Here is a 26,386-nt window from a genome sequence, read left to right on the forward strand (position 1 = left end):
CGAACAGGCTAGGTCGCCGCCCGAGGACCGCCCCTTAATCCCCTCTTAAACCGACTCGCGCGCTCCCTGCCGCGGCCGGACGAGAGGAGGCGGAGATGGACGATGACGCTCGGGGAGAGCCGTCCGTCTCAGAGCGGCAGGTGCGCGAGGAGGATGTCGGTCCAGCCTTTGCTCTTCAGGGTGCCGAAGCCGGTCTGTAGCTCGCGGTAGAAGTTCGCCACCATCGACAGGTGTCCTTTCGCGTCGAGCACGAAGACGGGGTCGACAGCCTCCGTGTTCTCGCTGCCGAGCGAGACGAGCCGCCGCTGCGCGACGAGCGCGCCGGTGTCTGGCTCGTAGGTGGCGGCGTAGGTTCCCAGCTCGTCCAACGCGCCGCCGCCGAGGTCGGGGGGCGCGCCGAACGAGGCGACGATGAGCGCGACCCGGCCGTCGGGCGCGAACGAGAGGCTTGCCGAGCGGACCCCGAACGTCGGGAACGCCCTTGCCCACCGGATCGCGCCGTCCTCGCCGGCGAGCTTCATGACGAACGCGCCGCGTAAGACATCGTCGATGGATCCCTCGCCGAGGTCGACGCCCTGCGCGAACTGACCGGCGACCAGCACGTCGCCGTGCTCGTCTACGATCAGCGCCTTCGCCATATCGCCGCCGCTAGAACCCAGGTCCCTGGGTTTGCCGAAGTGCCTCGACCAGAGGTGGGCGCCGTCCTCCCCAGAGTACTTCGCCACCCAGGCCTGATTGCCTTTCAGCCCGAGGGTGGCGCCCCCGCCGAGGTCGGCGTCGCCGGTGAAGTCGCCGGCGACGAAGATGTCGCCGTGGAGGTCCACGGCCAGCCCGCCGATCGGGGCCCACAACGGGGCGAGTCCAGACAGGTGTCCCACGTCCGTCGTGAAGCGGGTCGTCCCGTCGGCGGAGAACCTGGCGAGGGTGAGGCGGCCCGCGGACTGGGCGGCCACGAAGACGTCGTTTCCGGGACCGACGGTCACGCGGCCTCCCTGGTCGATGCCGCCGCCGCCCAGGCGGTGCATCCAGCGCGGGCTGCCGTCCCGATCGAGCGCGAGGACGAAGATGTCGGACGAGGGGACCCCCGCGACCTCCGGGTCGTCTACATCCGGCGCTTCCAGGACGAGGTCACCGGCTTCGAGAGGACCCTCCGCGTAGTGGCCGACGACGGCGATGCCGTCGTTTCGGTCGACGGCGACCCCCGTGACCATCGCCTGGTAGCCGCGGAAGCGCCGGACCCAGCGCAGGGCGCCGTCGTCTGCATACGTGGCGACGAAGGGGTCCTCGAAGCCGACGAGCGGCGTGGCGCCCGCGCCGAAGTCGGCCGTTCCCATCGAGCTGCCAGCCAGGACGACGTTTGCTTCGCTATCGATCGCGAGGGCCATGGCCCACTCGCCATCGGGGCTCGAGATCTGCCGATACCAGGCGTCTGCTGGCAGCGATCCCCAGCCGCCGTCCGGGGCGCCGCCCTCACCCGTGCTGCCGCCCTCACCTGGGCCGCCGCCCTCACCTGGGCCGCCGCCCTCACCTGGGCCGCCGCCCTCACCTGGGCCGCCGCCCTCACCTGGGCCGCCGCCCTCACCCGTGCTGCCGCCCCAACCGGGGCCGCCGCCCTCACCCGTGCTGCCGCCCCAACCGGGGCCACCGCCCTCACCCGTGCTGCCGGCCCCCACTCCATCGCCGCCGAAACCTCCTGATCCCGCGCTGGTAGCGCTGCTCGATGCGGCGGCCGGCTCGGGCTCACTGCATCCGGCGAGGGGAATGGCAGGGACAAGGATCAGCAGAGCAGAAGCAATGATGCGCATGGCGTGACCTCCGCCTCACAGGCTAGGTCCCCGCCGCAGGACCACCCCTTAATCCCCTCTTAAACCGACTCGCGCGCCCTCCCGCGGCGCCCCCGCCCTCGCTCTCCCAGCCATTCCGCAGGCGGCTGGCGAGCAGCCCCCTACCGCCGCTTCCCCCCGCCCCCGCCGTCCCCCTCGTCCGTCTCCCCCGTGCGCGAATCCTCCCCTCCCCCCGCGGCCGGCTCCACCGCGACGTAGTGGACCGGCAGCGCCGGATCCAGCGAGTACCCCTCTGCGTCTCTCCGGAGCCACGGCTTCATCCCGAGCTTCCGCAGCTGGTTCATCGCCACGTAGATCCGGTTCGCCGCCGCGTCCGGCAAGATCCGCTCGCCGGGCCACCCCGCCTCCTTCAGCGCGGCCAGGGAGAGCCCTCGGCCGGGCGCAGACCGCTGCTGCTCGGCCAGCGCGTGCAGCAGGCGCCGCGCCGCGTGGCGCTCGCGCAGGTCGTGCCAGCCGCCGCCCGGCGGGCGGACGAAGCGCGCCCCCTCGGTCAGGAGGAGCTCGCCCTCCGCCCGCGCCTCGGGCGGGCCGCCGAGCGCCGCCAGGCTGCGCTCCAGGATCCGGAGCAGCAGCCGCACGTCGTCGGATCGGCTCGCGCTCGACGGCGATCCCTCCCGGGCGCGCGCGATCCTGCGCCGCGCCTCGCCCGCGTGCGCCGCCGCCTCCTCCCCCCGCCCCGCGCGGCGCGCCGCCTGGGCGAGCGCGAGGTCGACGAAGCCGGACGCCACCCGCGCGAGCTCCACGTCGGGCTCGTCCCCGAGCTGCGCGAGCAGCCGCTCCGCGGGCTCGATCGCGCGCCGCGCCTCCTCCACCTCGCCGACCGACGCGAGCGCCGCCCCGAGGCGGCAGAGGGCGATCCCCTCGGAGCGGCGGTCCCCGACCTCGCGGAGCAGCCCCACCGCGCGGCCGTGGCACGCGCGCGCATCGGCGAGGCGCCCCTCCTCGTGGTGGAGCGCGCCGAGGTTGCCGAGCGTGATCGCGAGCAGCCGGAGATCGCCCACCTCGCCGAGGATCGCGGCGGCGCGCTCGTAGCGCCGCCGCGCCTGCGCGGGCGCCCCGCGCTCCTGCTCGAGCAGGCCGGCGTTCGTCGAGAAGATGCCCTCCATCCGGCCGTCGCCGATCTCCGCCGCCATCGCGATCGCCTGCTCGTAGTAAGCGGCGGCCTCGCCCTCGCGGCGCTCGTCGTGGTGGAGCGCGCCGAGGTTGCCGAGCACCCGCCCCTCGGCGCGGCGGTCGCCGAGGGCGCGGTGGAGCGCGAGCGCCTGCGCGTAGTGGTCGCGCGCGCGCTCCATGTCGCGCCGGCCGTGGTGGAGCACGCCGAGGTCCGCGAGGATCCCCGAGAGGAGCGCCTCTGCGCCGAGCGCCGCCGCCTGCGCGCGGGCGCGCTCGAGGTCCTCGAGCGCGGCCTCCGCCTGCCCTCGGAGCCGCCGCGCGCGCCCCCGCGCCGCGAGCGCGCGGGCCACGACGCGCGGATCGGCCGCGAGCGCCTCGGCCGCCGCGAGCGCGCGGTCGAGCAGCTCGAGCTGCGCCCCGAACGGCCCGCGGGTGCTGAGCACGGGCTCGATGGCGCAGAGCGCCCGCAGCGCGCGCTCGGCCGCCGCCTCGGCGCCGGCGCGAGGCGCTGTCGCCAGGGCGAGCGCGCCCTCGGCGACGGCGAGCAGCTCCTCCAGATCGCCGGCGATGCGGTTGAGCGCGTCGAGCGCGCCGCGCCGCTCGAAGTCCGCGGCCGCCGCCTCGCCGGCGGCCAGGTAGAACGCCGCGTGCCGCTCGATCGCGGCCTCGCGCTCCCCGCGCTCGGCGAGCTTCTCGGCGGCGAGCTCTCGCACCACCTCGTAGAGCGCGAAGCGCGTCGCCCCGTCGCTCCTCGGGGGCGCCGCGCGGAGCAGCGATTTGTCGCGCAGCGCCTCGATCCGATCGATCGCGGCGGCATCGGGCTCCGCGAGGACGGCGGCGGCCGCCGCGAGCGTGAACGGCCCGTGGAAGGCGGAGCAGCAGGCGAGCGCCCGTCGCTCGCGGTCGTCGAGGAGGTCCCACGACCACTCGATCGCGCTGCGCAGCGTCGCCTGCCGCGCCTCCCTGCCGCGCGCCGCGCCCGCCAGCAGATCGAGCCGGCTCCCCAGCCGCGCGAGCAGGCCGCGCACGCCGAGCACGCCCTCGCGCGCCGCCGCGAGCTCGATCGCGAGCGGGATGCCCTCGAGCCGCCGCACCAGCGCGGCGATGTCGGCGAGGTGCTCGTCGCCGGGCGGCGGCGGCGGCGCGGCAGCGCGGTGGGCCGCGGCGCGATCGAGGAAGAGCGCCACGGCCGCGCTGCGCTCGGTCGAGCCCTCCGCGGGGAGGCCGAGAGGGCCGAGCTCGTAGCTGATCTCCCCTGCCAGGCGGGTGCGCTCGCGCGACGTCGCGAGGAAGCGGAGCTCGGGCGCCGCGCGCACCCACGCGTCGAGGGCCGGCGCGGCCTGCTCGAGCACGTGCTCCAGGTTGTCGAGCACGAGCAGCGCCGGCCCCTCGGTCGCGAGGGCGCGGCCGATCCGCTCGACGAGCGTCGCTTCCCGGCGCCCTGCCGCGACCTGCGCCCCGATCGCGCGCGCGACCGCGCCGCAGACGGCGCGCAGGTCGCGGCAGGCGGTGAGCTCGCAGAGCCACACGGCCTCGCCGGCCTGCGCCTCGGCCCACCGGCTGGCGAGCTCCAGGGCGAGGCGTGTCTTGCCCATGCCGGCCGGGCCCCAGAGGGTGACGAGCCGTTCGCCGCGCCGGAGCAGCTCGGCGATCGCGACGAGCTCGCCGTCCCGGCCGATGAAGCGCGACGCGGGCAGGGCAAGGTGCCGCCTCCGCGGCCGAGCTGCGTCCGCCATGCGCCGACCTTCGATCGGACGGGGGCTGGATTCAACGCCGGAGCGGGCGGACGGCGGGGCTGCGGCGGGACGGGCGCGGTGGGACGGGCGCGGTGGGACGGGCGCGGTGGGGCGGCGGAGATGCGGCGCGACGGCGGAGATAGGGCGGGACGGCGGAGATGCGGCGGGCGCTCAGGGTCGCACGAGCGGGGTCACGAGCAGCTTCTTCCGTGCGCCGCTGAGCTCGACCTGCACCTCGATCCCGCGCCGATCGAGCACCGACAGCGGGCGGATCGGCGTCACCTGGGCATAGAGATCGCCGGCGCCGCACCAGGTGCCCTGGAGCGCGGGCGCGTCGGTGTCGTCGGGCGTGAAGACGACGGCGCCGGTGCGGCAGCCGCCGTCGACCGCCGCGTAGAGGCCCTCGATGCGGTCGAGCGCCGCGGGGCGCGCGCGAAAGGCGAGCTCCGCGCCCTCCGGCGTGCGCAGCCGGCCGGACTCGCCGCCCGGATCGGCGGTGGCCATCCACCCGTCGCTCTCGAGCGAGAACGCGCCGCTCGGGTCCTCGGCTCCCTCGAACCACCGGGTCATGATCGCGTAGCTGCTCACGCCGCCGCAGACGTAGAGCGTGACCGTGCCCTCGCCGCGCACGAGGGCGAGCACGGCGTCCGTGCCGTCGACCGTGCCGACCGAGATCTCGGGCGGCGGGGCCTCCGGGTCTGCCGCGCACCCCGCGCAGAGCACGGCGCCGAGCACCCCGGCGGCGCGCGCGAGCGCGCGAGCGCTCTTCATGGAGAAAACGATCCCACCGGAGCGATGAAAAAAGCGCATGGGGTCTTATTTTAGTCGAGACCCGGGGCGGAGGGAGCGGCAGTTCCGTGCCATAAGCAAATGGGAGTCCGTGAGCGCTACGCCCCCCCGTCCGGCGGAACATCGCCGGACAGCCCCTTTCGTCGCGCGGCTCGGACCGCCGCGAGCCAGTGCACCTTGGCCGGGTCGCTGTCCCACGGCGGGGCTTCCCGGTAGAGCGAGTCCCAGAATTCGCGCGCTGCCGCCTCGGCGGTCGCGAGCTCGCTCTCGCCTTCGGGCGCGTCCTCGACGGCATCCACGAGAGCACGCCATGGGTCCGAGTCGTAGCCTCTCAGGTTCGGCCACGGCCTTGCGGGCTCTCCGTCGAAGAGCCCGTCGCTGCTCTGGAGAAAGCCCTCGTACGCGCTCTGGGCCACGGCGTCTCGCCGGCGACGGTTGACCTCGGTCATGCAGGAGTGGCGGTAGGACTCGGCCCATTCGCGGTCCTCCTCCGGCACGTCGTCTCGCCAGGCGCTCGCATAGAGGTCGCGCAGTTCCTGCTGGAGCGCCCGGTACTCCTTGGTATCCGTGCAGTGACTCGACGCGTCCCAGAGGGCTCGGTTGCGCGCCGCGCTCGGCCCAGGGAGATGGAGCAGCGTATTCACCGGCCAGAACCGCGCAGGCTCCAGCCTCGGGGCGATGGGCCTCGTCATGGATCTCGGGAGCCCGCGGCGCCCGCGCCGAACCCCCCTCCGAAAGGCGCGGAGCGCCGAGGGCCGGTCCACCTCGGGGGCGTCGTCGACCGCCAGCGCCCGCCAGATGGACGTCCGGTGGAGGCGCGCTGTCGGATCGCCCGTCGCGCCCTCGCCCGCGACCGTCTGCCCGAAGTCCACGACGAACGCAAAAAACGCGCTCTTGACGGCTTCGAGCAGCATCGGCCACGGCGGAGCGGGCTCCTTGTCGAACCTGCCCGTGAGGCTCTCGGGAGAGCCCGCATCCACGCTCGGGCGGATGGCCTCGGGCCGCGAATCGTCGACCCACCTCCCGAATTTCTCGCGATGCGCCTCGGCCCATGCGCGGTCCGCCTCGGGCAGGTCGTCGTGCCATGCTTCGGCGCACAGCCTGCCCAGGGTCTCGAGGTCCATGTTCCGACCCAAGGCATCCTGGGGCGAAAATAGGTGACTCGCCGTGCCCGCCTCGACCTCGATGCGCCGCATGAGGTACCACACGCGCGACGTTTTGAGCTTCATGGATAATCCCCTGGCTCACCGCCCGTCGGGTCGGTGGGTTGCTCGCGCGCAGGATTCCATGGACAGGCGGTGAGCATCAAGCCATGCGCGCGTCCAGTCCCCGCGCCGCGCCTTCCCGATGCGTACCTGCGGGCATCGCTGGTCTCGAGCGAGCTCGCACGGGTGCGAGAGAGGACCGCGCTTCACCCCCGTGCCAGAGCGGCGCCACCGCCCCAAACCCGACGCTTACGCCTGGGACGATATCGCCTGAGGCCGGAAGGCTGTCGTCCGTGTAGGATCGGAGGACCTGCGCGTCGAGGTCCGCGGAGGGAGCCGGAGCTCCGCGGTGGACGGCGCCGAGCTCGTGCCTTTTCAGCCAAGGCCGGGTGACGCGAGTGTTCGCGGAGCCGCGCTCGAAAGAACGGTGCAACTCTGCGCTGCTGGTGAAGGGCGGTTCGGGACGCTCCTCGGCCAGGAGAAACGGATGCTCGGCAGGTTCACCGGCGCCGTCACTGCCACTTGCTCGAGCGCGAAGCCCCGCCAGCGGCGGCGCTTGGGCGCGGGTCACCGTCCTCCAGGCGGTCCGTCGCGGCTTGACCGGCGGCGGCGACCGCTGGTAAGGTCGGCCACCGTCTGCGGGTACGTGGATCGGTGACTCAGGGAGGGGAAACCGATGAACCATCGGCGCGGCGTTCTGCTCGTCGTGTTTGCTCGCGGCTGCTCCATTGTGGATCCCAGCGATCGCGATGGGCGGAGAGACCAGATCGCGGCAGTGCCACTGCAGGCGGTATCAAGGTGCCGGCCGAGCTGACGGACCCCGACGCGTTCGACATGGACGACATCATCAATGCCTCGATCGCGCTACCCGCGCCGCATCCTGCATGGGCCTTTCCTCGGCTCGTCCCTCTCCTCTGCCCGCTCGGCGCTGGATCAGGCTGGAGATGCCCGCCAACGCCCACGGACCCGACAGGCGGACGGCCCACGGACCCGACGGGCGGACAGCCGGGAGATCGGCCATGAGGTGGCTGGCGAAGCACGCTGGAATGCTCGCAGTGCAGGAGGCAGGCTACGGATACGGCCTGTTCACGACCAAGAGCCCCGATCTCTGGAAATGGCACCTCGAGAATCTCGGCCAGCTGTGCGCAGAGGCATGGGACGATGGCCTGCCCGAGGAAGACCGCCCATGGGCGGAGCCGTATCGCAAGAAATTCAGCAGGTGGATTGACGATCCCGGACACGCTGACATCGGCCACAAGGCGAATGCAGCGGATCTCCAGAACCGCCATGGCCGCTTCGGCGGAGAGCCCGCGCCACCCTGGCCCATGCTGCTGGAGGCCGTCAAAAGCGCGTGTTTTGCCATGATCGAGGCCGCCAAACAGATGCGCCCCGGCGCGAGCGAGCGTGCGGCGGAGGATTCGACGTCGCGACTCCACAGGAGCTATCTCTGGCAGACGCTGACATCCGACGACACGGCCCAGGAGCACCGAGTCGACGCGCTCCGCGCCTTCCGGAGGGGTTTTCGGATCGGACGCCGCGGAAGACCGAGGACGCTGACGAAGCCCATCCACCCGATGCTGGAGCCTCCCGCGATCTGGGATATTGCGGCGCCTGCGCTTCCCGGTCCGAGCGCCGCACGCGAGCGGGCCATCAGGGCGCTGCCGGTTCCGGACGATCCGAAGGAGCTTGCGGCACGCGAGCAGGAGCTGCGAGCGCTGTATGCGAGCGCATGGCGAAATGACGTGCCGGAGGAGGACCGCCTCTGGGCAGCGTTGTACCGAGAAAACTGCATGCTGTGGGTGAATCAACGCCGGAGAAATGCCCTGGCGCAGAACGCCTATGAAGGTTATCTCCAGAGCAGCGATGGACGCTTCGGCAGCGGGCCTGCTGGACCGTGGCGTAGCGTGGACGCCTTCGCCAAGGAACCCTGGTACTCTCTCGTGGACCGTGTCGAGGACGCGCCCGAGGGCGAGAGCGAGCAGGCGACGGCCGAGACAGCAGTATGGGAATACTGGGATGCGCTCTACCGGGACGCCCCACCGTGGGACAGCAACCCCGACCGGGCGCACTGGCTTGCGGCGGTCCGCGCCGCTCGAAGGAAGGCGCAGGCCGACGATGGTCCGCCGGCGATGGGCAGGTAGCGCTCGGACGGGGTCGCGCGCCGGGCTCGTCGCGCTGTCGCTCCTGCCCGCGGTCGCGCGGGCGGAAGACAGCGCGCCGCCGCGCTGGGAGATCGACGTCAAGGCGACCTACGTCGTGTTGGGGTCGCGTGCCACGCGCGCAACGGGCGGCATCATGCCGTCGGTCACCGGCTTGCGCCGATGGCCCGTCCGCAACGCCGTGGACATCGGCATCGGCGCCGACGTGGGCCTCTTCGGTCTGGGCGGCGACGCGCGCTGGCTCGGCGTGCTGACCGGCCCCACGGCGGCCATCCGGGGCATGCCGTTCCGTGCGCCCCTGTCGTTCGAGCTCGCGGCGCGCCTCGACTTCGGGCGCATCCCTGTGTGCAACGCGTGGGGGTTGTGCCTGCGTTATCTTGGATTCTTCCCGGCCATGGAGGCCGGCGCAGCCTATCTGTCGACGCAGCACGTGGCGGTCGTGGCGACGTGCGGTGTCCGCTTCATCAACACGCTCGCGTGGTCTGGTGTCAGCGTGGAGCCGGCAGCGGCAGGTCGGATCTTCTGGTAGGCATGACCCGCTTCGACCCGCTTGACAGCAACTTGCCGCCATGTGAACGCCGGTCCATCGGCTTTGGAGGGAAACCGAATGAGACATCGTCTCTGCGCCCTGCTCGTTCTGCTCACCTGCGGCTGCTCGATCCTGGATCCCAGCGACCGCGATGAGCTGAGAGGCCGGATCGCGACTCTGCCGCCGGCCGAAATGTCGCTCATGAAGAAGATGGTCATGAACGTAAAGGCGATGAGATGGCTCGAGCATAAGGACGAGAACGACCAAATGGGCAAGCTACAGTGCCGTTACCAGGCCGGAGGACAATGGAGCCAATGGTCCGACCAGGAGCCGACGTACACTGTTGCCGACATGCTCGAGTGTCTCATCCATCGGCCTTTTGCCGTGACCTACATCATGTGCAAGGACGAATGGGCATCGCTGGAGCGCCAGCTCAGAAAAACCGATCTCGAAAACAGCCGACCAATACCTGGCGGCGCGAGCATTGATTGCCGGTTCGTGTGGGATTTCCGCTACGAGCCGGAGAAAGTACCGTCTGAGCTGATCGACCCCGACGAGATCGGAGCGGACGACATCATCGATGCCATGATCAGCCTGCCCGGCCCCCCCCCTGGGTGGGTCGTTCCTCCTCGGATCGTCCCGCTCCTCTGCCCGCTGGGCGCCGGACCGGGATGGGGATGTCCCCCGAGTCCCACCGATCCTACAGGCGGCGAGCCCACCAACCCCACGGGCGGCCAACCGGGAGATTACTGATGAATCTTTCGATGGGGGAGACGAAGGCGTTCGTACCTCGCGTCGTGCGCGAGGCGACCATCGGACATGGGCTGTTCTCGACCAAGGAGCCCGAGGAATGGAAGTCGAGTTTTGAGGATTTGGGTGTTCTGTACGCCGAAGTGTGGCACGACGACCTGCCGGAAGGGGACCGCGCATGGGCGGCGGCCCACCGCGAGAGATTCGGAAAGTGGCTCCATGAGCCGCGTCCGAGCACCATCGACCAAACGGCAAGTCCATGCCCGCCCCTGAGCGGCGCTGGCCGCGCCCCCGGGCGGTTCACCCCGCCGTGGCCGATGGTGCTCGCCGCCGTCGAGAGCGCGTTCGTCGCCTTCGCTGAGGCTTTCGAGGAAGCGCCTACCGGCGACAGTGAACAGGCCGCGGCCGGGGCAGCCTCGCGCCTCCACCGTACCTACCTCTGGCGGACCCTTTCTTCTGACGACACGGCCGAGCAGCACCGGCCCATGGCACTCCGCGCCTTTCAGAGGGGTTTTCAGCTCGGGCTCCGCGGAACGCCAAGATCCATGAAGATGCCCATCCCTCCGATGCTGGAACCACCGTGGTACTGGGGCGCTGGGCTGCCGGAGTACCCCGGACCGAGCGCCGCGCGCGAGCGAGCCCTCCGTGCCGAGCGCGACCAGGCCCTCCAGGCTCCGCCAGTACCCGGCGATCGACAGGGGTGGCTGACACGCCAGCAGGAATTGCGCGATCTCTATGCGAGCGCATGGCGGAACGACGTGCCGGAGGAGGACCGCGAATGGGCCCAAGCGGTTCGCGATTGTTGCACGAGGCATGTCTACCGTCGCCGGCGCGACGCCATCGCTCAGAGCGCCTACGAGGGCTACCTTCACAGCAGCGGTGGGGTTTTCAACGGGGCGCCCGGCCGGCCGTGGCCGAATCTGAGCCGCCACGCCTCGGAACCCTGGCGTGCCTTCGCGGACCGCGTCGATGACGCGCCCGACGGCGAGAGCGAGATCGAGACGGCTGAAGCGGCAGCGCGCGAGTACTGGGACGCGTTCTACCGGGAGGCCCCGCCGTGGGACAGCGATCCCGAGCAGGCGCACTGGCTCGCGGCGGTCCGCGCGGCGCGAGCCAAGGTGCTGGCCGACGATGCGCCGCCGGAGAAGGCGCGATAGCCCCAGGACAGCCCGCCCGGCTAGTCGGCTCCGCTGCAGTCCGAGACGTGAAAGACCGCCGTCTCGAGGCGCACCTTGGCACCGTCGAAGAGCCGGACGAGATCACACGGCCCCGCCGATACATCGGCCTCGTACGGGTCGGTTGGCTGCTCCTGGATGATGATCTCGCATGCGCCCTGGTACCGCGCTCCTTCGATCGTCACGGACGCATAGGGCCAGCCGGCCTCGTCCATCATATCGAAGAACGAGAAAGCAGCGCCCTCCTTCTGCACCGCTACGCCAAGCTTCCCCTGATTGGGTACGATGCACCCGCCTGCGACTTCGCCGCTTGCATCCACGACCCTGGTTCCGTTGCCGCCGGTGTCGATCGCCAGTTCTTCTCCATCCCGCGTGACGGTCGCCTTGCCCGAGATCTCGGGATGGGCGATGCATCCGCCCCACGAGACGCACACGGCAGCCCAGAACAGAGATGAGAACACGCGTGCTATCGCATTTGCCATCGGCTCGCTCATGTCGTGCATGCACCGTAGCTTTGAGGGATCACCGTCGGCGGGTCACCCGCGGGCGTGCAGCACATCACGTGCTCTTCTCCATTCTCTTCAACATACGTCGTGCTGTCCTCGTACCCCTCCCAGCAGAGATCGTCCACCAAGCTCGGGATCACGCAAAGGGTATACCCCGCAGGGATATCGTCTCGAACAGCGCCGGCGCAAGCACGCGCGAACGTCGGCGACTCTGGGGTTGTGGAGGATCCTTTCCGCCACCCGTCCCAAAGGAGATCCGTGTCTTCCGCGCAGCCAGGCGCCTCGCTCTGCGTGCCCTCCCAGAGCCATACCGCCGGGTTCCCCTCGTGGGGGCCTGGGGCGGGGCAGCCGCGATCGGAGACACAACCTAGCCCGACGCTCGCGCCCATGAGCAGCAGAACGTATCGCATCTACAGAAGCCCTCCTAGTACATCGCAGGACCACAGCTGAAATCGCCGCGATCGCAGTACGGCCGGCGCAGCTCGGCTTTTGCCGTCACGCGCGTTCGCTGCGAGAGCGCAGCAAGCGATCGGCTGCCCGCTTCTTTCGAGGCGATCGTCACCAGACCCACCGGTGACGGCAAACGCTGCTGCTCACGTCGCGACGACACCTGCTCCACCAGCACCGCCCCAGTCTTCTCCGCGCGAAGCACGATCGCAGCTGGACGCGTCAGGCAGAGAACGCCGAGGCATAGCGCGACCGTCACAGCGAGCCAAACGGCGACACTGTTCGTGAGCTTCCGAGGCGGCATGCCGACAGGGGTGCTCCGGACCGCCATCGACTTTAGCTCAGGTTCTCGACGGAGGGACGGCGGCGGTGGAAAGCTCGGCTCCTTCGGAGCGGAAGCAGTCGGCAATGGCTCGTCAAGGGGAGGGATCTGCGGCAGCGGAGGTTTATCGTCGCTCGACGGCGCAACCACCGGCGCCATCTCGGACGGCCGGACCGGCGCCAGCTCGGACGGCCGGGTGTCCGGACCTTCCGTTACCGGCGCGGACAAACGCCGACTCTGAATCTGGGAGCTGCGCAAGGTCGACGGCGCCACGCCGACGACGAAGGCGTGGTTATCGCGCCGGCTCGGTGCCCGCGCCAGCGTGGCCCAGGCGTCCACGAGGCCCTCGAGCACCGCAATGAAGTGGCCCACGTTCCTGTACCTGCGGCGCGGATCCTCTTCCAGCGCCATCTCGATCGCGGCAGCCACAGCGGGCGGTGTGTCGATGGGGATCGCAGGCCTATCCCTCCGCGCTCCCAGCGTACCTGGCTGGCCGACGTCGAGCGAGCGGCGGCAGACCAGCTCGTACAACAGCGTCCCGAGGCCATAAACGTCCGTCCTTGGCCCCAATCGGTCGCCGCGCAGCAGTTCAGGAGACGCCACCAGCGACTCCCGCGCGGCCTCGTGCGGCTCGATCCGGAACAGCCGGACCAGGCCGAACTGGCTGATGCTGTAATCCCGCTTCGACGTGATGAACACGCGGTCGGACCCGAGCGCTCCATGGCACCCGCCCAGCGCGTGACATCGCTGGATCGCCCGGGCAATCTCGATCGCCAAGTGCAGCGCGGTGACGCCGAGATCGGCACCGCGCGTCGCATCTCTGATGCTGATCCCGTGGCTTCGCCTGCACGCGACCCACGCAGAGAGGCCGCCCGCATCTCCGTAGAGCACGGGATCAACCTGCGGGACCGCTTGTGCGACCTCCTGCAAGCGCTGGAGCTCGGATGCGAAGGCCGTCCGGTCGATCAGCTGGCCCTCGCGCACGTACAGCCAAACGGTCGCGCCCTCACCGCCTACCTGTTGGGCGAGGAACGTGCGGACCATGCCGTCGTGAACCTCGCGGAGGATCCGGTGACCTTCCCAGACGGTACCGGGCTCTACCACGAGAAACTCACCTCCGCACCAGCCCTGCGCGCGCGGATCTGGGCGCCGTTCGGCAGCACCGCAACCGCGAGTGTCGCGGCCCCCAGCGCGGTCCCGGCAACAAGCGCTGCCGTGCTGATGTGCTGTCGTGCCTCGATAGCATGCAAATCCTCGGCCCACTTCTGATTCTCCACCGAGTTGGGCTTGCACATCTCGTCCCTCAAGGCGCTGTCCTCGGTCGCTGCCACGATGTGCAGCACGATCCCCGACACCAGAAGCGCGCCCGACGCCGCAGAGCCCGTATAGAGAAGCCACGGCGCCGGACCGGGTTCCGGCTGAGCCGACGCGCCCGCCGGCGTCGCCTTCAGCGGAGCGACCGAGCGCACGCTCGCCGGTTCGGCGCTCAGGAGGACAACCCGCGATTCTCCCGCGGTGACGTGCACCATGGAGCGTACCTTGCGCCCATCCGACAACATCGCCGTCACCTCGTGCTGCCCGGGCGCGACGTAGCTCTGACCGCTTTCGTCCACGAGGCGCCCGTCCACGAGCACGGGCGCCGCCCCCGCGGGCGCGAACACATTGAGCTGCGCTACCTCGAGCCGCGCCGCCGCCAGGTCCGCATGCCGCGTGTCGTGGAGCCGCCGCTCCCTGGGCGTGGCCGGCGGGCGCATCTCCTGCACGCAGCGCGTGAGCTCCACCACGGCGTCCACCCAGCGCCCGAGTCGGCGGTCGAGCTGCCCGAGCTGGCAGATCCCCACCGTAGAACGCTCGATATCGTAGATTTGCGCCCACAGGTCGCGTGCGCGCGCGATGTCGAGCCGCTCCAGGGCGGCCTCTGCCTCCTTGATCAAAGCTGTCACGCGCGGCGACCGTGGCGGCGGCTGCGCGGCGAACGCTGGCTCGAGCGCGAGGAGGAACATCGCGACGGCCGCCACGTGCGACCAACAGATGACCAGCGCAGAACGCAGCAAAGCGCACCTCGGCCCTACGAGGGGACCGGGTGCCGCGCCGGCCCAATCCGGCGCGGTACCGCCTTTCAGCTCAGCCTCGGCCGGAGCGGCGTCCATCCCTCGGGCAGACGTGCACTAACATAGGTCTGCCTGCGCTTTGAATCCCCCACAGGCCGAATTTGCTCTCGCCAACGCATTGCAAATCGCGGCCACAAATTCTCACCAAATCGCACTCCTGGGCGGTCGGGGTGCACCGGCACGGAGCGCGCCTCTGGTGCGACGGAGCGTGCCTCTGGTGAGGAAGAGGGTCTCTCTTGGAAAGGAGAGGGCCTCTCTCAGGAGCTGAGCACATGCCGTTGCCGCCCATCCGGGCTCCCCGAGGCGGGGCGAGCGCAACCAGCGGTCCTCCGGCCACGGAGCAAGATCGCGACGGCTGCCTGAGCGCGCGGGGCGTTGCATCCAGCCAACCCGGACCGAGATTCGGGACGCCCCTGACCAAGGAGGGTATCTCATGGGTTATCGCAATCTCACCCCGCAAGCGATGGTCAACATCTCGGGCCCCTGGCTCGATCCGGAGCAGGATCGGAGGGTCTTCACGTCGCTGCCGCTGCTCGCGCCGCTCCTGCCCGCGGTCGAGGAGGCGCACGGCCGGATCCTCACCACACAGCGGCTCGGCTCCAGCCTTCAGCAGCAGGCGAAGGCGCTCATGGAGAAGGCCATCGCGCTCGACGCCACGCACGATCGCAAGCTCCGCGGGGCGTACAACTACCTCGGCGCGCTCGCCGAGATGACCGACGACCCCGCGTTCGCGGCGGCGGTCCTCGATCTGCGCGACCGTCTCGCGCCGGCGGGGCTCAAGGCCGTCTCGCGCAGCTACGGCGACCAGGCGGGCGACGCCAAGCTGCTCCCGTCGCGGCTCGACGACGCGTCGGAGAAGCTGCTCAAGAAGCTGAAGACGCCCGAGGGGCCGCTAGCGCAGGTGGTGGACGCCTGGGTCGCGGCCGCGCTCGAGATCGAGAAGGTGGAGGCGCAGCGCGGGCAGCTCGCGCTGAACGCCCCGTCGAACACCGACGGCGCCACGCCGCGGGAAGTAGTGAACGCCCGCAACGCCTGGATCCGCATGGGCTGCCCGGCGGCGATCGCCGGTGCTCCGCTGCGCCCGCCGGCTCGCAGCTCATCCTCGGCCTTCCTCGGCCGTAGGCGCAGCGGCCCACCCCTCGCGAGACACGAGCTCGGACACGCGCACGCGGACCTCGTCGCGGATCTCTCGCACGCGCTCCACCGGCTTGCCTTTGGGGTCTTCGAGGGGCCAGTCCTCACGGCGAAGCCCTGGAACCACGGGGCACACCTCCCCGCATCCCATGGTGACGAGCAGCGCCGCCTGGCTCGCCAGCGCGTCAGTCAGCCGCTGGGGCTTCACGGCCGAGAGATCGATCCCCTCCTCCGCCATCGCGGCGAGCACTTCGGGATGGACGCGCGGGCCGGGCTCCGTACCGGCCGAGATGGCGCGCGCCTTGGACGGGTCGGACAGGGCGTTGAACCACGCCGCGGCCATCTGGGAGCGGCCCGCGTTGTGAACGCAGGCAAAGAGCACGGTCTTCATGGAACATCCTCCGGAAGCGCGCGATCGACGACGCGCTCGGCGACCTCGGGCAGGGCGGGAACGAGCCAGCGAAACGCCAGCGTCGCCGCCGCTGCCCCTGCAAGTTGTGCGACGATGAACCCCGGCGCGTCGGTCGGCCGAATGCCGGCGAACGTGTCGCTCGCCGCCCTGGCGAGCGTCACGGCCGGGTTGGCGAACGATGTGGACGAGGTGAACCAGTAGGCCGCCGTGATGTACGCGCCGACGGCGAACGGGACCGACTCGGCCCGCCTCCGGACGCTGCCCCAGATGACGGCGAGCAACCCGAAGGTCGCGACGAACTCGCTCACCATCTGGGCGAGCCCCGAGCGCTCGTGCTGAGACGCCGAGAAGAGGGCCTCGCCGAACATGACGTGAGCCACGGCGACGCCCGCGAAGGCGCCGGCGACCTGGGCCAGGACGTAGGCGGGCACCTCGCGCCAGGAGAGCCCGCCCTGGCTCGCGTCGGCGAGCGTGACGGCTGGGTTGAAGTGCGCGCCGGAGATCGACCCGAAGGTCAGGATGAGCGCCACCAAGGCGCCCCCCGTCGCCATCGTGTTCGCGAGCAGGGCAATCGCCACGTTCCCGCCAGCAAGACGCTCGGCCATGATCCCGGACCCGACCACGGTCGCGAGCAACAGGGCCGTCCCGAGCGCCTCAGCGACGGCCCTGCGGGCGAGATCAGCGCGCGGCGGCATCGTCGAGCTTGGATGGGACGCAGCACCCAGGCGCGCAGCACGCGGCATCGCTCTTCGAGGGCATCGCGGGCTGGCTCCCCATCACGGCCGCGTCGCCCTTCACCACGAACACCTCCCACGAGTTGCCGTCGGGGTCCTCGATCCAGACCTTGTCCTGCACCGCGTAGCAGCAAGCCGTGTCCTCCTCCGTGAAGGTCTTGAGCTCCGCGGCCTCGAAGCGGCTCGTGGCCTCGAGCACATCCTCGGTGCTCGCCACCTGCACGCCGAAGTGGCTCGCGTTCACGCCAGTACGCGGCGCCTCCTGCATCGTGAGGTTCAAGGAAGGCGACGCGAGGTCGAACTTCGCATAGCCGGGACGACGCTTCGTGGCGCGTACGCCGAAGGCCTTCTCGTAGAACGCAACCGAGGCGTCGATGTTGGAGACGTTGAGCGAAACATGAGGCTTCAGGACATTCATCGCGCATTCTCCTTCCAAAAATATCGAAATAGAGGGGCAAAAAAAATCAGCAGCACGCCTTGCCGCGCTTGCAGCAGTCCTCCCACAGGTACGCTGTTCAGCAGCACGCCTTGCCGCGCTTGCAGCAGTCCTCCCACAGATACGCTGTGAGGGCTCGGAGCGCCTCGTAGTCGGCGCTGTAGTAGTGAAACGTCCCTTCCCCCCGCGTTCTCAGGACGCCGGCATCGACGAGCCGCTTCAGGTGATGGCTCAGCGTCGAAGCGGCCAGTCCGACGTGCGCCTGGATGTCGCCGGCGGAGGCGCCCTCCATGCCGGCCTGCACCACGAAGCGCAGGACAGCCAGGCGCACGGGGTGACCCAGCGCGGCGAGCTGTTCGGCGTGGCGGTCGAGCGTCGACGGCACGCCTTACTTCTAATAATGTCGAAGCATCGGCGCAAGCCCTTCTTCCAAATAAATAAAGATACGAGCCGGTGCCGCGTCTGGTGCCCTGAGAGAGCGCGCGGGGGAGCCTCGGCGCCGTGAAACCCCGCTCAGCCGAACCGGTAGTGCTTCCGCACCGGCGAGCGCACCTCCCAGGTGCAGCTCAGCCCCGCGGGGAACGTCACCAGATCCCCCGCCTGGATCCGCACCGGCGCGCCGCCGCCCTCCGCGGGCGTCACGATCACGTCGCCCTCGAGCAGGTAGCAGATCTCCCGCTCGTCGTAGTGCCACGAGAAGGTCGACACCTCCTTCGTCCAGATGGGCCAGCCGCGCGCCCCGAGCTTCGCCAGCTGCTCCTCCGACGGACCGTGCTCCAGCTTGATCGACTCCATGGCTCCTCGTCCTGGCTTCATGCGCCGCCGCCTGGCCCGCCCCCGCGGCGCCCTCGGCGATCGTCGCGGCGGATGCTAGCAGCTCGGCTCGTCGCCGCGGCACAGCTCGCGCACCTCGCGCGCGATCGCCTCCATGCGCCCGAGGCTCGCGAGCAGCGCCTCCGCGCCCCCGCCGGGCGCGGCGAGCACCGCGTTCACCCTGTCGGCGAAGCCCTCGGGGCACAGCGAGAGCGCCCGCGTCCTCGGCAGGGCGCCCTTCTCGTTCGAGAGGTAGCGCTCGTTCATCGCGAACAGCGCCTGCACCAGGCAGGCAGCGGCGCGGAACAGGCAGCCGCTCACGTAGAACACGTCGCCGCGCCGCCCGGCCTTCTTCGCGGTGTCGATGGCGAAGCCGGCCTCCCACAGGAACCTCTCGAGGAGCGCCCTCCGCAGGGCCGGCGGATACGGCGTCACGAGCGCCTTCAGCGGGGCCAGGGCGCCCTCCGGATCGAAGAGCGGCCGGCAGTCGTGGATATCGGCCAGGTAGTTGGCGCTGAGGAAGCCGTGCGGGTGACCGGGCTGGTAGTCGCACGTCACCTGCCCCGCCCGGCACTCCCCGATCACGCGCCGCACACGCGCGAGATCCCGGTAGAGCCAGTCGACCCGGTGTCCCTCGATCTCCAGCCACGCGCCGCCGTTGATCCAGGGCCCCCACGCGCCGGGCGGCGTGACGACGTCCTCGGCGGCGCTCGCGTGGAGCTCCCGCGCGAGCGCCGCCACTTCGCCCTCGGCGCCGCCCGCGCAGAGCTCCCGCGCGAGCGCGCGCAGCGCAGCGAGGTCGGGCGGGCTCTCGGGCTCGTAATAGATGCCCAGATCGACGTCCGAGTCCGGGTGGCCCGCGCCGCGAGCGCGCGATCCGCCCAGCACGACCGCGACCACGCCCGGGATCGCGCCGAGCCGAGCCGCCACGCGCGCCGCCACGTCCAGTGCCTCGTCCATGCCGCCTCCTGTCGATCCCCACTGCGACGCGGCGACCCTAACATCGAGGCGCCCGCGCCGTCCCGCCGCCCTCGGCGCCCCGCCCGCTGTGCCTGCGCCCGCCGTTCTGCTACACGGCAACCCGTGCCCGACCTCATCGTCCACCCGGCGGAGCGGCCGCTCATCGGGAGCGTGCCGGTCCCTGCGGACAAGAGCATCGCCCACCGAGCGCTCCTCCTCGCCGCGCTCGCCACCGGGCAGAGCCGCATCCGGGGCGGGACGCTCGGCGGCGACGTCCTCTCGACCGTGGGCGCGCTGCGCGCCATGGGCGTCCGCGTCGAGGAGCCGTCGCCGGGCGACCTCGTCGTCCACGGCGCCGGGCTCTCCGGCCTCCGCGCCCCCGGCGGCCCCATCGACTGCGGCAACTCCGGCACCACGATGCGCCTCCTCGCGGGCATCCTCGTCGCCCAGCGCTTCGCCGCGCGGCTCGTCGGCGACCCGTCGCTCTCGCGCCGCCCCATGGATCGCGTCGCGAAGCCGCTCCGGCTCCGCGGCGGGCACATCGAGGGGCAGCTCGATCCGCGCAAGATCGGCGAGATCACGGCGCCGCTCGACGTCGGGCCGCTCCCCGAGCCGCACGTGCTCTCGTCGATCGAGCACGAGCTCCCCGTCCCGTGCGACCAGGTGAAGAGCGCCCTCCTCCTCTCCGGCCTCTACGCCGACGGCCCCACGTTCGTGCGCGAGCCGATCGTCTCGCGCGATCACACCGAGCGCATGCTCACCGCGCTCGGCGTGCCGATCGACTCGGTCGGCGCGATGGTCTGCCTCGACGCGGCCCGCTTCTCCGGCGCGCTGCCGGCGTTCGAGCTCGACGTGCCCGGCGACCTCTCCGCGGCCGCGTTCCTCGTCGCCGCCGCGCAGATCGTGCCGGGGAGCCGCGTGACCGCGCGGCGCGTGGGCCTCAACCCGACGCGCACCGGCCTGCTCGAGGTGCTGCGCGACATGGATGACATGGATGGCAGCGTCGCCGTCGAGATCAAGGGCGAGGCCCTCGGCGAGCCCACCGGCGACGTCCACGTCGCGTCCGCCTCCTCCGGCGGCGGCCTCCGCGCCGGGCGCGCGGGCGGCGAGCTCGCGTCGCGCGCCATGGACGAGCTGCCGATCCTGCTCGGCCTCGGCGCGCGGGCGCGCGGCCTCACCGAGGTGTTCGACGCGCGGGAGCTGCGCGCGCAGGAGACCGACCGCATCGCGGCGATGGCGTCCGTGCTCGGCGCCTTCGGCCTGCGCTGCGAGGAGCGCACCGACGGGCTCCTCGTCGAGGGCAGGCCCGACCGGCCGCTCGACGCGGCCGACGTCGACAGCCGCGGCGATCACCGCATCGCGATGACGGCCGCCGTGCTCGGGCTCGCCGCGAGCGGGCCCACGCGCGTCCGCGACGCGGGCTGCATCGCGACCAGCTTTCCCCTCTTCGTCGGGACGCTGCGCGCCCTGGGCGCGCGCATCGAGGTCGAGGGCGCCCGCGCCGCGTGAGCGCGCGATCGGTGAGGCGATCCCGTGAGGAAGAGAGAGGAGGAGGAGCGCAGGTGACCGAACGACAACGACAGGACGACGCGCACCACCTCCCGGCCCGGGGCGAGCCCCGGCGGCTGCGCGTCGCGATCGACGGACCGGCCGGCGCCGGCAAGGGCACGGTCGCGCGAGGGCTCGCCGAGCGGCTCGGCTACCTGCTCGTCGACACCGGCGCGATCTACCGCGCCGTCGCGCTCGCGGCCCGCCGCGCGAGCCTCACGTGGGAAGAGGAGGGCGAGATCGGCGCGCTCGCCGAGGATCTCGCGCGCGGCGGGCGCATCGCGCTGGAGCGGAGCCCGCACGGCATGCCGCCCGACTCCTCCGCCCCCCCGCCCGCGAACGCCCCGGCCCAGTCGAGCCTGGGGGGCAGCGGCATGCGCGTGCTGCTCGACGGCGAGGACGTCTCCAGCGCGATCCGCGCGCCCGAGATCAGCCTCGGGGCGAGCCGGGTCTCGGCCATCCCCGCCGTGCGCAAGGCGCTGCTCGCGATGCAGCGGCAGGCCGGCGCTGGCGGCGGCGTGGTGCTCGAGGGGCGCGACATCGGCACCGTGGTGTTCCCGGACGCCGAGGTGAAGTTCTTCCTGACGGCGCCGGCCGAGATCCGCGCGAAGCGGCGGTACGACGAGCTCGTCGCGCGCGGCATGCCCGTCAGCTTCGAGGCGACGCTCTCCGACGTGCTCCGCCGCGACAAGGCCGACAGCGAGCGCGCCGTCGCGCCGCTCCGCAAGGCCGACGACGCGATCCTCGTCGACTCCGGGCACAGGAGCCCGCAGGAGATCATCGACGAGATGGCGACCCTCGTGGAGATCCGTGCGCGCGGCGGCTGAGGTCCGCGCCGCCGCCGTCGCCGCCGCCGCCCTGATGGCGCTCGGGCTCCCGGCCTGCGGAGACGCCGCGCCGCGGCTCGCGGGCGGCGGCCACCCCGCGCGCGCGGCGAGCCCCGCAGGCCCGCGCGTCGTCCGGCGCATCGAGCCGGCCGATCTGCTCCCGGCCGATCTCGATCTCGTCGTTCGCGTCGACGTCGCCCGCATGCGCGACGGGCTGGGCCAGGCGGCCTCGGACGAGCTCGCCCGGCGCGCGCTCGACGAGGTGCCCGACGAGGCGCTGGAGAGCGCCCTCCAGCGCGCCGACGTCGTCTGGCTCGGCCTGCGGCTCGCCGATCTCGAGGAGGGCGATCGCGTGGTCGTCCTCGAGGGCCGGATGGCCGGGCTCACGCCCGATCCCGGCCGCTGGGAGCCGGCGCCGGCGGCGCAGGACGGCGTCGCCGTCTTCGACCGCCGCGGCGGCGTCGCTGGATCGCGCGCCGACACGGCGCGGATCATCGCGCTCGGCGATCGCGCGGTCGCGCTCGTGTCGGCGGTCGAGGTGAGCAGCGTCGCGCGCCTCCTCCGTGACGGCCCCGACGCGCGCCGCGGCGACCCGGCCGCCGAGGGGCTCGTGAGCCTCGATCTGCGCGCGCGCCGGCTCCCCCCCTACCTCGCGCGGCGCTTCCCGTCGATCGGCGCGCTCGTCGCGGGCGTCGCGCGGGTCCGCGCCGTGGCGTCCCTCCACGACGAAGGGGTGCGCCTCGACGTGGAGCTCGTCGGCGTCGACGCGGCCGGCGCGGAGCGCGCCCGCCGGTTCATCGAGGTGTTCCGCGACAACGTCGAGGATGTACGTTACGCAGATCTCATGAAGGAGCTCTCGATCGAGCAGGTGGAGAGCACCGTGCGGCTCCGCTGGCTCTTCCCTGCGCCCCTCGTGCTCGCCCTGCTGTCCGGGCGCTCCCCGGGCTAAGCCGATGCCTGACACCCTGATCGAAGAACCGATCCGACCGACAGTGACCGACGACCTCGCCGCGCCCGCGCCCGAGGGCGACCCCGCGCCGGCGCCGGGGGCCGCCCCCGCAGACGCGCTCCCCGCGCCGCCCGGCGAGGGCGCCCCCGCCGCCCCGCAGCGCCCGGGCCGCCCCCGTGGGGCCGCGTGCCTCGGGGTCGCGATCGCGCTCGCCGCGTTGCTCGCCGGCGCGGCGCTCGGCGTCTACCTCTTGTTCTGGCGCTATGTGCCGACGGCCCGGCAGCACATCCCGGGCGACGCGAACATCGTGGTCCGCCTCGAGACCGCCGACCTCGCGCTCTTCGGCCCCGTGCGCCGGCACTTCCTCCCGCTGCTCGACGACGCGCCCCAGACAGCGTCGCGCAAGGCGCGCATCGAGGCGGCCACCGGCCTCGATTTCCCGTCGGATCTGCGCGAGATCGTCGTCGCGTCGACCGACGCCGCGAGCTGGGTCGCGCTCGCGGGCGGGCGCATCCCGAAGGGCCGCTTCGTCGCCGGCATGGAGAAGGTCGCCCGCGACGAGGGCTGGACCGGCGTCCGCCGCGAGGGCGAGCTCCTCCTCGTCGGGCCGCGCGCCGTGCTCGGCCAGGCCGACGACGGCACGCTCGTCCTCGGCACGGACGTCGAGATCGTGAAGGCCGCGCTGCCCGCGTCGCCCGACGCAGACGAGTGGCGGCGCCTCGATCTGCCCGAGCAGGGCGCCGTCACCTTCGCGCTCACCAGCGCCGCGTGGTCCGGCGCCGCCGCCGCAGTCTCCGGCGTGCTGCCGCGGGCCGGAGCGCTGTTCCGCCGCGTCGACCACGCCTCGGGCGCGCTCACCCTCGGCGCGGAGCCCGAGCTCTCGATGCGCCTCGCGCCCGCTGCGGGCGAGGCCGCCGCGGCGCTCGCCCCGGACACCCAGGCGTTCCTCGGCAGCCTCAAGCTCGGGCTCGCGCTGCTCCCCGACGTCGCCGGCGCGGGCGCCGCGCTCGAGGGAGCCCAGGCCCTCGCGCAGGGAGAGCTCGTCGAGATCCGGACGAAATGGCCCCACGAGGGCCTCGATCGCGCCTGCGCAGAGATCGCACACCGCGCCCGAGCCGCGCGCGACGCGCTCGACGCCGGAGGGAGCGCGCTGGGCGGCGCGCCCTGAGCCTGAGATCGCGCTGCTTTGAGCGGGCGGGCACATCCTTCCCAGCAAAACGGACCGGACCCACAAAAACCTCCAGTGGCTCGGTCGTTGCATTGACAGAGGCCCCTCCTCAGACTACAGGCTCGCCTCTCCCGAGGGGCCCGGGTGCATCGGTACGTGTGTGCCTGCCCCTCCGCCGCTCGTGCGTGGCACCTAGGGTCCACGCCTGCGCCCGCGCGGCGAATCCCAGGGAAGGAAAGGAAACAAGAACGAACAACATGACTAGTAACATCCATATGGAGGCTGGCTCGTCCGGGGCGAGCATGGAGAGCTTTGCCGCGCTCTTCGAACAGAGCGTGGAGGGGGGCGATTTCGCGCGTGAAGGAGAGATCATCTCCGGCACCGTGGTCGCAGTGAACCGCGACTCCGTCGTGGTCGACATCGGCGGCAAGAGCGAGGGCGTGATCGCGCTCCGCGAGTTCGCGGACGCCGCGGGCCAGAGCGCCGTCAAGGCGGGCGACAAGGTCGACGTCTACATCGAGAGCCGCGAGAACGACGACGGCCTCGTGACCTTGTCGAAGGAGAAGGCCGACAAGATGAAGGTCTGGGATGAGATCTCGAACGCCTGCGAGGCGGACGAGCTCATCGAGGGCACGATCAGCCAGCGCGTGAAGGGCGGCCTCTCGGTCACCATCCGCGGCGGCGTGAAGGCCTTCCTCCCGGGCTCTCAGGTCGATCTCCGCCCGATCCGCAACTTGGACAAGCTGATCGGCCAGACCTACAAGTTCAAGGTCATCAAGTTCAACAAGAAGCGCGGCAACATCGTGCTCTCGCGGCGCGTGCTCCTGGAGCGCGAGCGCGACGAGATGAAGGCCAAGACGCTCGAGACGTTGACGGAAGGGATGACCGTCAAGGGGACCATCAAGAACATCACCGAGTACGGCGCGTTCGTCGACCTCGGCGGGATCGATGGCCTCCTGCACATCACGGACATGTCGTGGGGCCGCGTGAACCACCCGAGCGAGGTGTTCCAGGTCGGCGACGAGGTCCTCGTGAAGGTCCTCAAGTACAACGCCGACACCGAGCGCGTCTCCCTGGGCCTCAAGCAGACCCAGGAGGACCCCTGGAACCACGCCGAGGAGGCGTATCCGGCGGGCAAGAAGGTCCGCGGCAAGGTCATGTCGATCACCGACTACGGCGCGTTCGTCGAGCTGGAGCCGGGCGTCGAGGGCCTCATCCACGTCAGCGAGATGAGCTGGACCAAGAAGGTCAAGCACCCGTCGAAGCTGCTCGAGGTGGGCCAGGAGCTCGAGTGCCAGGTGCTCGAGGTGGACGCGCGCGCGAAGCGCATCAGCCTCGGTCTGAAGCAGCTGGAGCCCGATCCGTGGATGCTGTTCACGGACAAGTACCACCCCGGCGACAAGATCGCGGGCAAGGTCCGGTCGCTCACCGACTACGGTGTCTTCGTCGGGATCGAGGAGGGCGTCGACGGCATGGTCCACAAGAGCGATCTCTCGTGGTCGGTGCGCGTCAACAACCCGAGCGACCTCTACCACAAGGGCGATGACGTCGAGGCGATCATCCTCTCGATCAACCACGACGAGAAGAAGGTCTCCCTCGGCATCAAGCAGCTCTGGGACGACCCGTGGCCGAGCATGCTGACGGAGTACCCGCCCGGCCGCGTCCTCGACGACGCCCAGGTGGTGAGCATCGTCGACTACGGCGTGTTCGTGCGGCTGCGCGAGGGCGTCGAGGGCCTGATCTCCCAGGGCGACGTGCAGGAGCCCGAGGAAGGCAAGCTCAAGGTCGGCGACAAGGTGAAGGCCGAGATCTCATCGCTCGACACGGTCGATCGCCGGCTCTTCCTGACGATGAAGAACATCGGCATGGAGCGCCCCGCGCCCGTCCAGCGCCAGCAGCAGAAGCGCAAGGACGACGACGACAAGCCGGCGGCCGGGACGATCGGTGATCTCATCAAGGAGAAGTTCGGCACCAAGCTCGACCTGAAGTGACGCTGCCCGGCGCGCGGCGTCGCTGACGCGGCCGCGCGCCAGGCGCTCACCCGCTGCACGTCAGGTGCGGCGGGCCGAGTGCGCCCCGGTGCCCCCGGCTCGCCGTGTGGACCCGATGTCGATGAGAGGCGAGGCCCTTCCCAGGGCCTCGCCTCTTGCTTTTTCCGCGAGGCCGCGGACGATGCCGCGATGAGAGGCCTCCTTGCGCGCTCCGCCCTCGGTGCGCCCGTCCTCGCCGCCCTGGCGCTCAGCGCTCTTCCTGCCCGCGCCGACGGCCCCCGCGCCGCGGACGCTGCCGCTGCCCGCGCCGGCGGCCCCCGCATCACGGCCGCTCCCGCTGCCCGCGCCGATGGCCCCCGCGCCTCGGCAGCTCCCTGGGCGGGGTTCCCGGCGCAGCCCCTGGCGCGCGCCTACGCCCCGCTCCGCGCTGCCGACCCGTGGTTCGGCGATGACAAGATGCGCCATTTCTGCGCGTCAATCGCCCTTGCCGGCGGCGGGTATGCGCTCGGCGCGCTCGCGACCAGCGACCTCCGCCAGCGGCTCGCGCTGGGGGCCGCGGTCGCGCTCGGCGCTGGGCTGGCGAAGGAGGTCTACGATGCCGCCGGGCACGGCACCCCCTCGGCCCGCGACGTCGTCTGGGATGCGCTCGGCACCTCCGCCGGGCTTGGCCTCTCGCTCTGGTTCGATCTCGCGGCCACGCCGATCCAGTTCTGAGTCCACATCGACGG

At 71.5% G+C, this 26,386-nt stretch carries 25 protein-coding genes; 10 read left to right on the top strand and 15 right to left on the bottom strand.

From position 1 onward, the window contains the following. Nucleotides 1–128 precede the first annotated feature (128 nt). The 4 genes from WMF39_RS36905 to WMF39_RS36920 form a co-directional block, all read right to left on the bottom strand. Nucleotides 129–1,805: a hypothetical protein gene (locus WMF39_RS36905; protein WP_437741164.1), complete on the bottom strand. Its 1,677-nt coding sequence runs from the start codon at nucleotides 1,803–1,805 to the stop codon at nucleotides 129–131. Nucleotides 1,806–1,945: 140 nt separating this feature from the next. Next, nucleotides 1,946–4,693: an ATP-binding protein gene (locus tag WMF39_RS36910; RefSeq protein WP_437741165.1), complete on the bottom strand. Its 2,748-nt coding sequence runs from the start codon at nucleotides 4,691–4,693 to the stop codon at nucleotides 1,946–1,948. A gap of 171 nt (nucleotides 4,694–4,864) precedes the next feature. Continuing rightward, on the bottom strand, nucleotides 4,865–5,464 hold the full coding sequence (locus WMF39_RS36915) for a hypothetical protein (protein ID WP_437741166.1): 600 nt from the start codon (nucleotides 5,462–5,464) through the stop codon (nucleotides 4,865–4,867). A gap of 116 nt (nucleotides 5,465–5,580) precedes the next feature. Beyond that, nucleotides 5,581–6,711: a hypothetical protein gene (locus tag WMF39_RS36920; RefSeq protein WP_437741167.1), complete on the bottom strand. Its 1,131-nt coding sequence runs from the start codon at nucleotides 6,709–6,711 to the stop codon at nucleotides 5,581–5,583. A 1,022-nt stretch (nucleotides 6,712–7,733) separates the two neighbouring features. Here WMF39_RS36920 and WMF39_RS36925 point away from each other — a divergent pair. From WMF39_RS36925 to WMF39_RS36940, 4 genes are all read left to right on the top strand, one after another. Then, nucleotides 7,734–8,828 carry a hypothetical protein gene (locus WMF39_RS36925; protein WP_437741168.1) on the top strand — a complete coding sequence of 365 codons (1,095 nt, stop codon included), beginning with the start codon at nucleotides 7,734–7,736 and terminating at the stop codon, nucleotides 8,826–8,828. Beyond that, nucleotides 8,803–9,375, top strand: coding sequence for a hypothetical protein (locus WMF39_RS36930; protein ID WP_437741169.1), 573 nt, complete (start codon nucleotides 8,803–8,805; stop codon nucleotides 9,373–9,375). The genes WMF39_RS36925 and WMF39_RS36930 overlap by 26 nt, the downstream gene beginning before the upstream one ends. Before the next feature lie 78 nt (nucleotides 9,376–9,453). Then, complete coding sequence (locus WMF39_RS36935; RefSeq protein WP_437741170.1) at nucleotides 9,454–10,128, top strand: hypothetical protein; 675 nt, start codon at nucleotides 9,454–9,456, stop codon at nucleotides 10,126–10,128. Further along, entirely contained in the window at nucleotides 10,128–11,282 is a 1,155-nt protein-coding gene (locus WMF39_RS36940; protein WP_437741171.1) for a hypothetical protein, read from the top strand. Before WMF39_RS36935 ends, WMF39_RS36940 begins: the two co-directional genes overlap by 1 nt. 20 nt (nucleotides 11,283–11,302) lie before the next feature. Here the strand turns inward: WMF39_RS36940 and WMF39_RS36945 are convergent, their stop codons facing one another. From WMF39_RS36945 to WMF39_RS36995, 11 genes are all read right to left on the bottom strand, one after another. Next, complete coding sequence (locus WMF39_RS36945) at nucleotides 11,303–11,803, bottom strand: hypothetical protein (protein WP_437741172.1); 501 nt, start codon at nucleotides 11,801–11,803, stop codon at nucleotides 11,303–11,305. Continuing rightward, nucleotides 11,791–11,946 (bottom strand): hypothetical protein, encoded by a 156-nt coding sequence (locus tag WMF39_RS36950; RefSeq protein ID WP_437741173.1) that lies wholly within the window; start codon nucleotides 11,944–11,946, stop codon nucleotides 11,791–11,793. Before WMF39_RS36950 ends, WMF39_RS36945 begins: the two co-directional genes overlap by 13 nt. Before the next feature lie 284 nt (nucleotides 11,947–12,230). Beyond that, on the bottom strand, nucleotides 12,231–13,619 hold the full coding sequence (locus tag WMF39_RS36955) for a protein kinase domain-containing protein (RefSeq protein WP_437741174.1): 1,389 nt from the start codon (nucleotides 13,617–13,619) through the stop codon (nucleotides 12,231–12,233). A gap of 53 nt (nucleotides 13,620–13,672) precedes the next feature. After that, complete coding sequence (locus WMF39_RS36960; RefSeq protein WP_437741175.1) at nucleotides 13,673–14,629, bottom strand: hypothetical protein; 957 nt, start codon at nucleotides 14,627–14,629, stop codon at nucleotides 13,673–13,675. 852 nt (nucleotides 14,630–15,481) lie between these two features. After that, on the bottom strand, nucleotides 15,482–15,730 hold the full coding sequence (locus WMF39_RS36965; protein WP_437741176.1) for a hypothetical protein: 249 nt from the start codon (nucleotides 15,728–15,730) through the stop codon (nucleotides 15,482–15,484). 52 nt (nucleotides 15,731–15,782) lie between these two features. Then, entirely contained in the window at nucleotides 15,783–16,211 is a 429-nt protein-coding gene (locus WMF39_RS36970) for an arsenate reductase ArsC (protein ID WP_437741177.1), read from the bottom strand. Next, nucleotides 16,208–16,927: an aquaporin gene (locus WMF39_RS36975; RefSeq protein ID WP_437741178.1), complete on the bottom strand. Its 720-nt coding sequence runs from the start codon at nucleotides 16,925–16,927 to the stop codon at nucleotides 16,208–16,210. Before WMF39_RS36975 ends, WMF39_RS36970 begins: the two co-directional genes overlap by 4 nt. Beyond that, nucleotides 16,911–17,384 (bottom strand): ArsI/CadI family heavy metal resistance metalloenzyme, encoded by a 474-nt coding sequence (locus tag WMF39_RS36980; protein ID WP_437741179.1) that lies wholly within the window; start codon nucleotides 17,382–17,384, stop codon nucleotides 16,911–16,913. The genes WMF39_RS36975 and WMF39_RS36980 overlap by 17 nt, the downstream gene beginning before the upstream one ends. 97 nt (nucleotides 17,385–17,481) lie before the next feature. Next, nucleotides 17,482–17,787, bottom strand: coding sequence for an ArsR/SmtB family transcription factor (locus WMF39_RS36985; RefSeq protein WP_437741180.1), 306 nt, complete (start codon nucleotides 17,785–17,787; stop codon nucleotides 17,482–17,484). A 128-nt stretch (nucleotides 17,788–17,915) separates the two neighbouring features. Continuing rightward, the gene (locus WMF39_RS36990; protein WP_012239482.1) at nucleotides 17,916–18,197 is read right to left on the bottom strand and encodes a cupin domain-containing protein; all 282 of its coding nucleotides are present in this window, start codon (nucleotides 18,195–18,197) and stop codon (nucleotides 17,916–17,918) included. A gap of 75 nt (nucleotides 18,198–18,272) precedes the next feature. Beyond that, entirely contained in the window at nucleotides 18,273–19,175 is a 903-nt protein-coding gene (locus WMF39_RS36995; RefSeq protein ID WP_437741181.1) for a nucleotidyltransferase domain-containing protein, read from the bottom strand. Nucleotides 19,176–19,298: 123 nt separating this feature from the next. Here WMF39_RS36995 and aroA point away from each other — a divergent pair, with 123 nt between their 5' ends. The 6 genes from aroA to WMF39_RS37025 all read left to right on the top strand — a co-directional run bounded on the left by aroA (nucleotide 19,299) and on the right by WMF39_RS37025 (nucleotide 26,372). Then, nucleotides 19,299–20,684, top strand: a complete 1,386-nt coding sequence (gene aroA / locus WMF39_RS37000; protein ID WP_437741182.1) for a 3-phosphoshikimate 1-carboxyvinyltransferase — start codon at nucleotides 19,299–19,301, stop codon at nucleotides 20,682–20,684. A 53-nt stretch (nucleotides 20,685–20,737) separates the two neighbouring features. Then, nucleotides 20,738–21,550, top strand: coding sequence for a (d)CMP kinase (gene cmk / locus WMF39_RS37005; protein WP_437741183.1), 813 nt, complete (start codon nucleotides 20,738–20,740; stop codon nucleotides 21,548–21,550). Beyond that, nucleotides 21,534–22,499 carry a hypothetical protein gene (locus WMF39_RS37010; protein ID WP_437741184.1) on the top strand — a complete coding sequence of 322 codons (966 nt, stop codon included), beginning with the start codon at nucleotides 21,534–21,536 and terminating at the stop codon, nucleotides 22,497–22,499. The genes cmk and WMF39_RS37010 overlap by 17 nt, the downstream gene beginning before the upstream one ends. Before the next feature lie 4 nt (nucleotides 22,500–22,503). Beyond that, complete coding sequence (locus WMF39_RS37015; RefSeq protein ID WP_437741185.1) at nucleotides 22,504–23,667, top strand: hypothetical protein; 1,164 nt, start codon at nucleotides 22,504–22,506, stop codon at nucleotides 23,665–23,667. Beyond that, nucleotides 23,559–25,658 (top strand): 30S ribosomal protein S1, encoded by a 2,100-nt coding sequence (locus tag WMF39_RS37020; RefSeq protein ID WP_437741186.1) that lies wholly within the window; start codon nucleotides 23,559–23,561, stop codon nucleotides 25,656–25,658. The genes WMF39_RS37015 and WMF39_RS37020 overlap by 109 nt, the downstream gene beginning before the upstream one ends. A 189-nt stretch (nucleotides 25,659–25,847) precedes the next feature. Beyond that, complete coding sequence (locus WMF39_RS37025; protein ID WP_437741187.1) at nucleotides 25,848–26,372, top strand: hypothetical protein; 525 nt, start codon at nucleotides 25,848–25,850, stop codon at nucleotides 26,370–26,372. Nucleotides 26,373–26,386: the final 14 nt, after the last annotated feature.

Origin of the sequence: Sorangium sp. So ce1504 (assembly GCF_051521635.1) — a bacterium.
Taxonomy (GTDB): domain Bacteria; phylum Myxococcota_A; class Polyangia; order Polyangiales; family Polyangiaceae; genus Sorangium; species Sorangium cellulosum_B.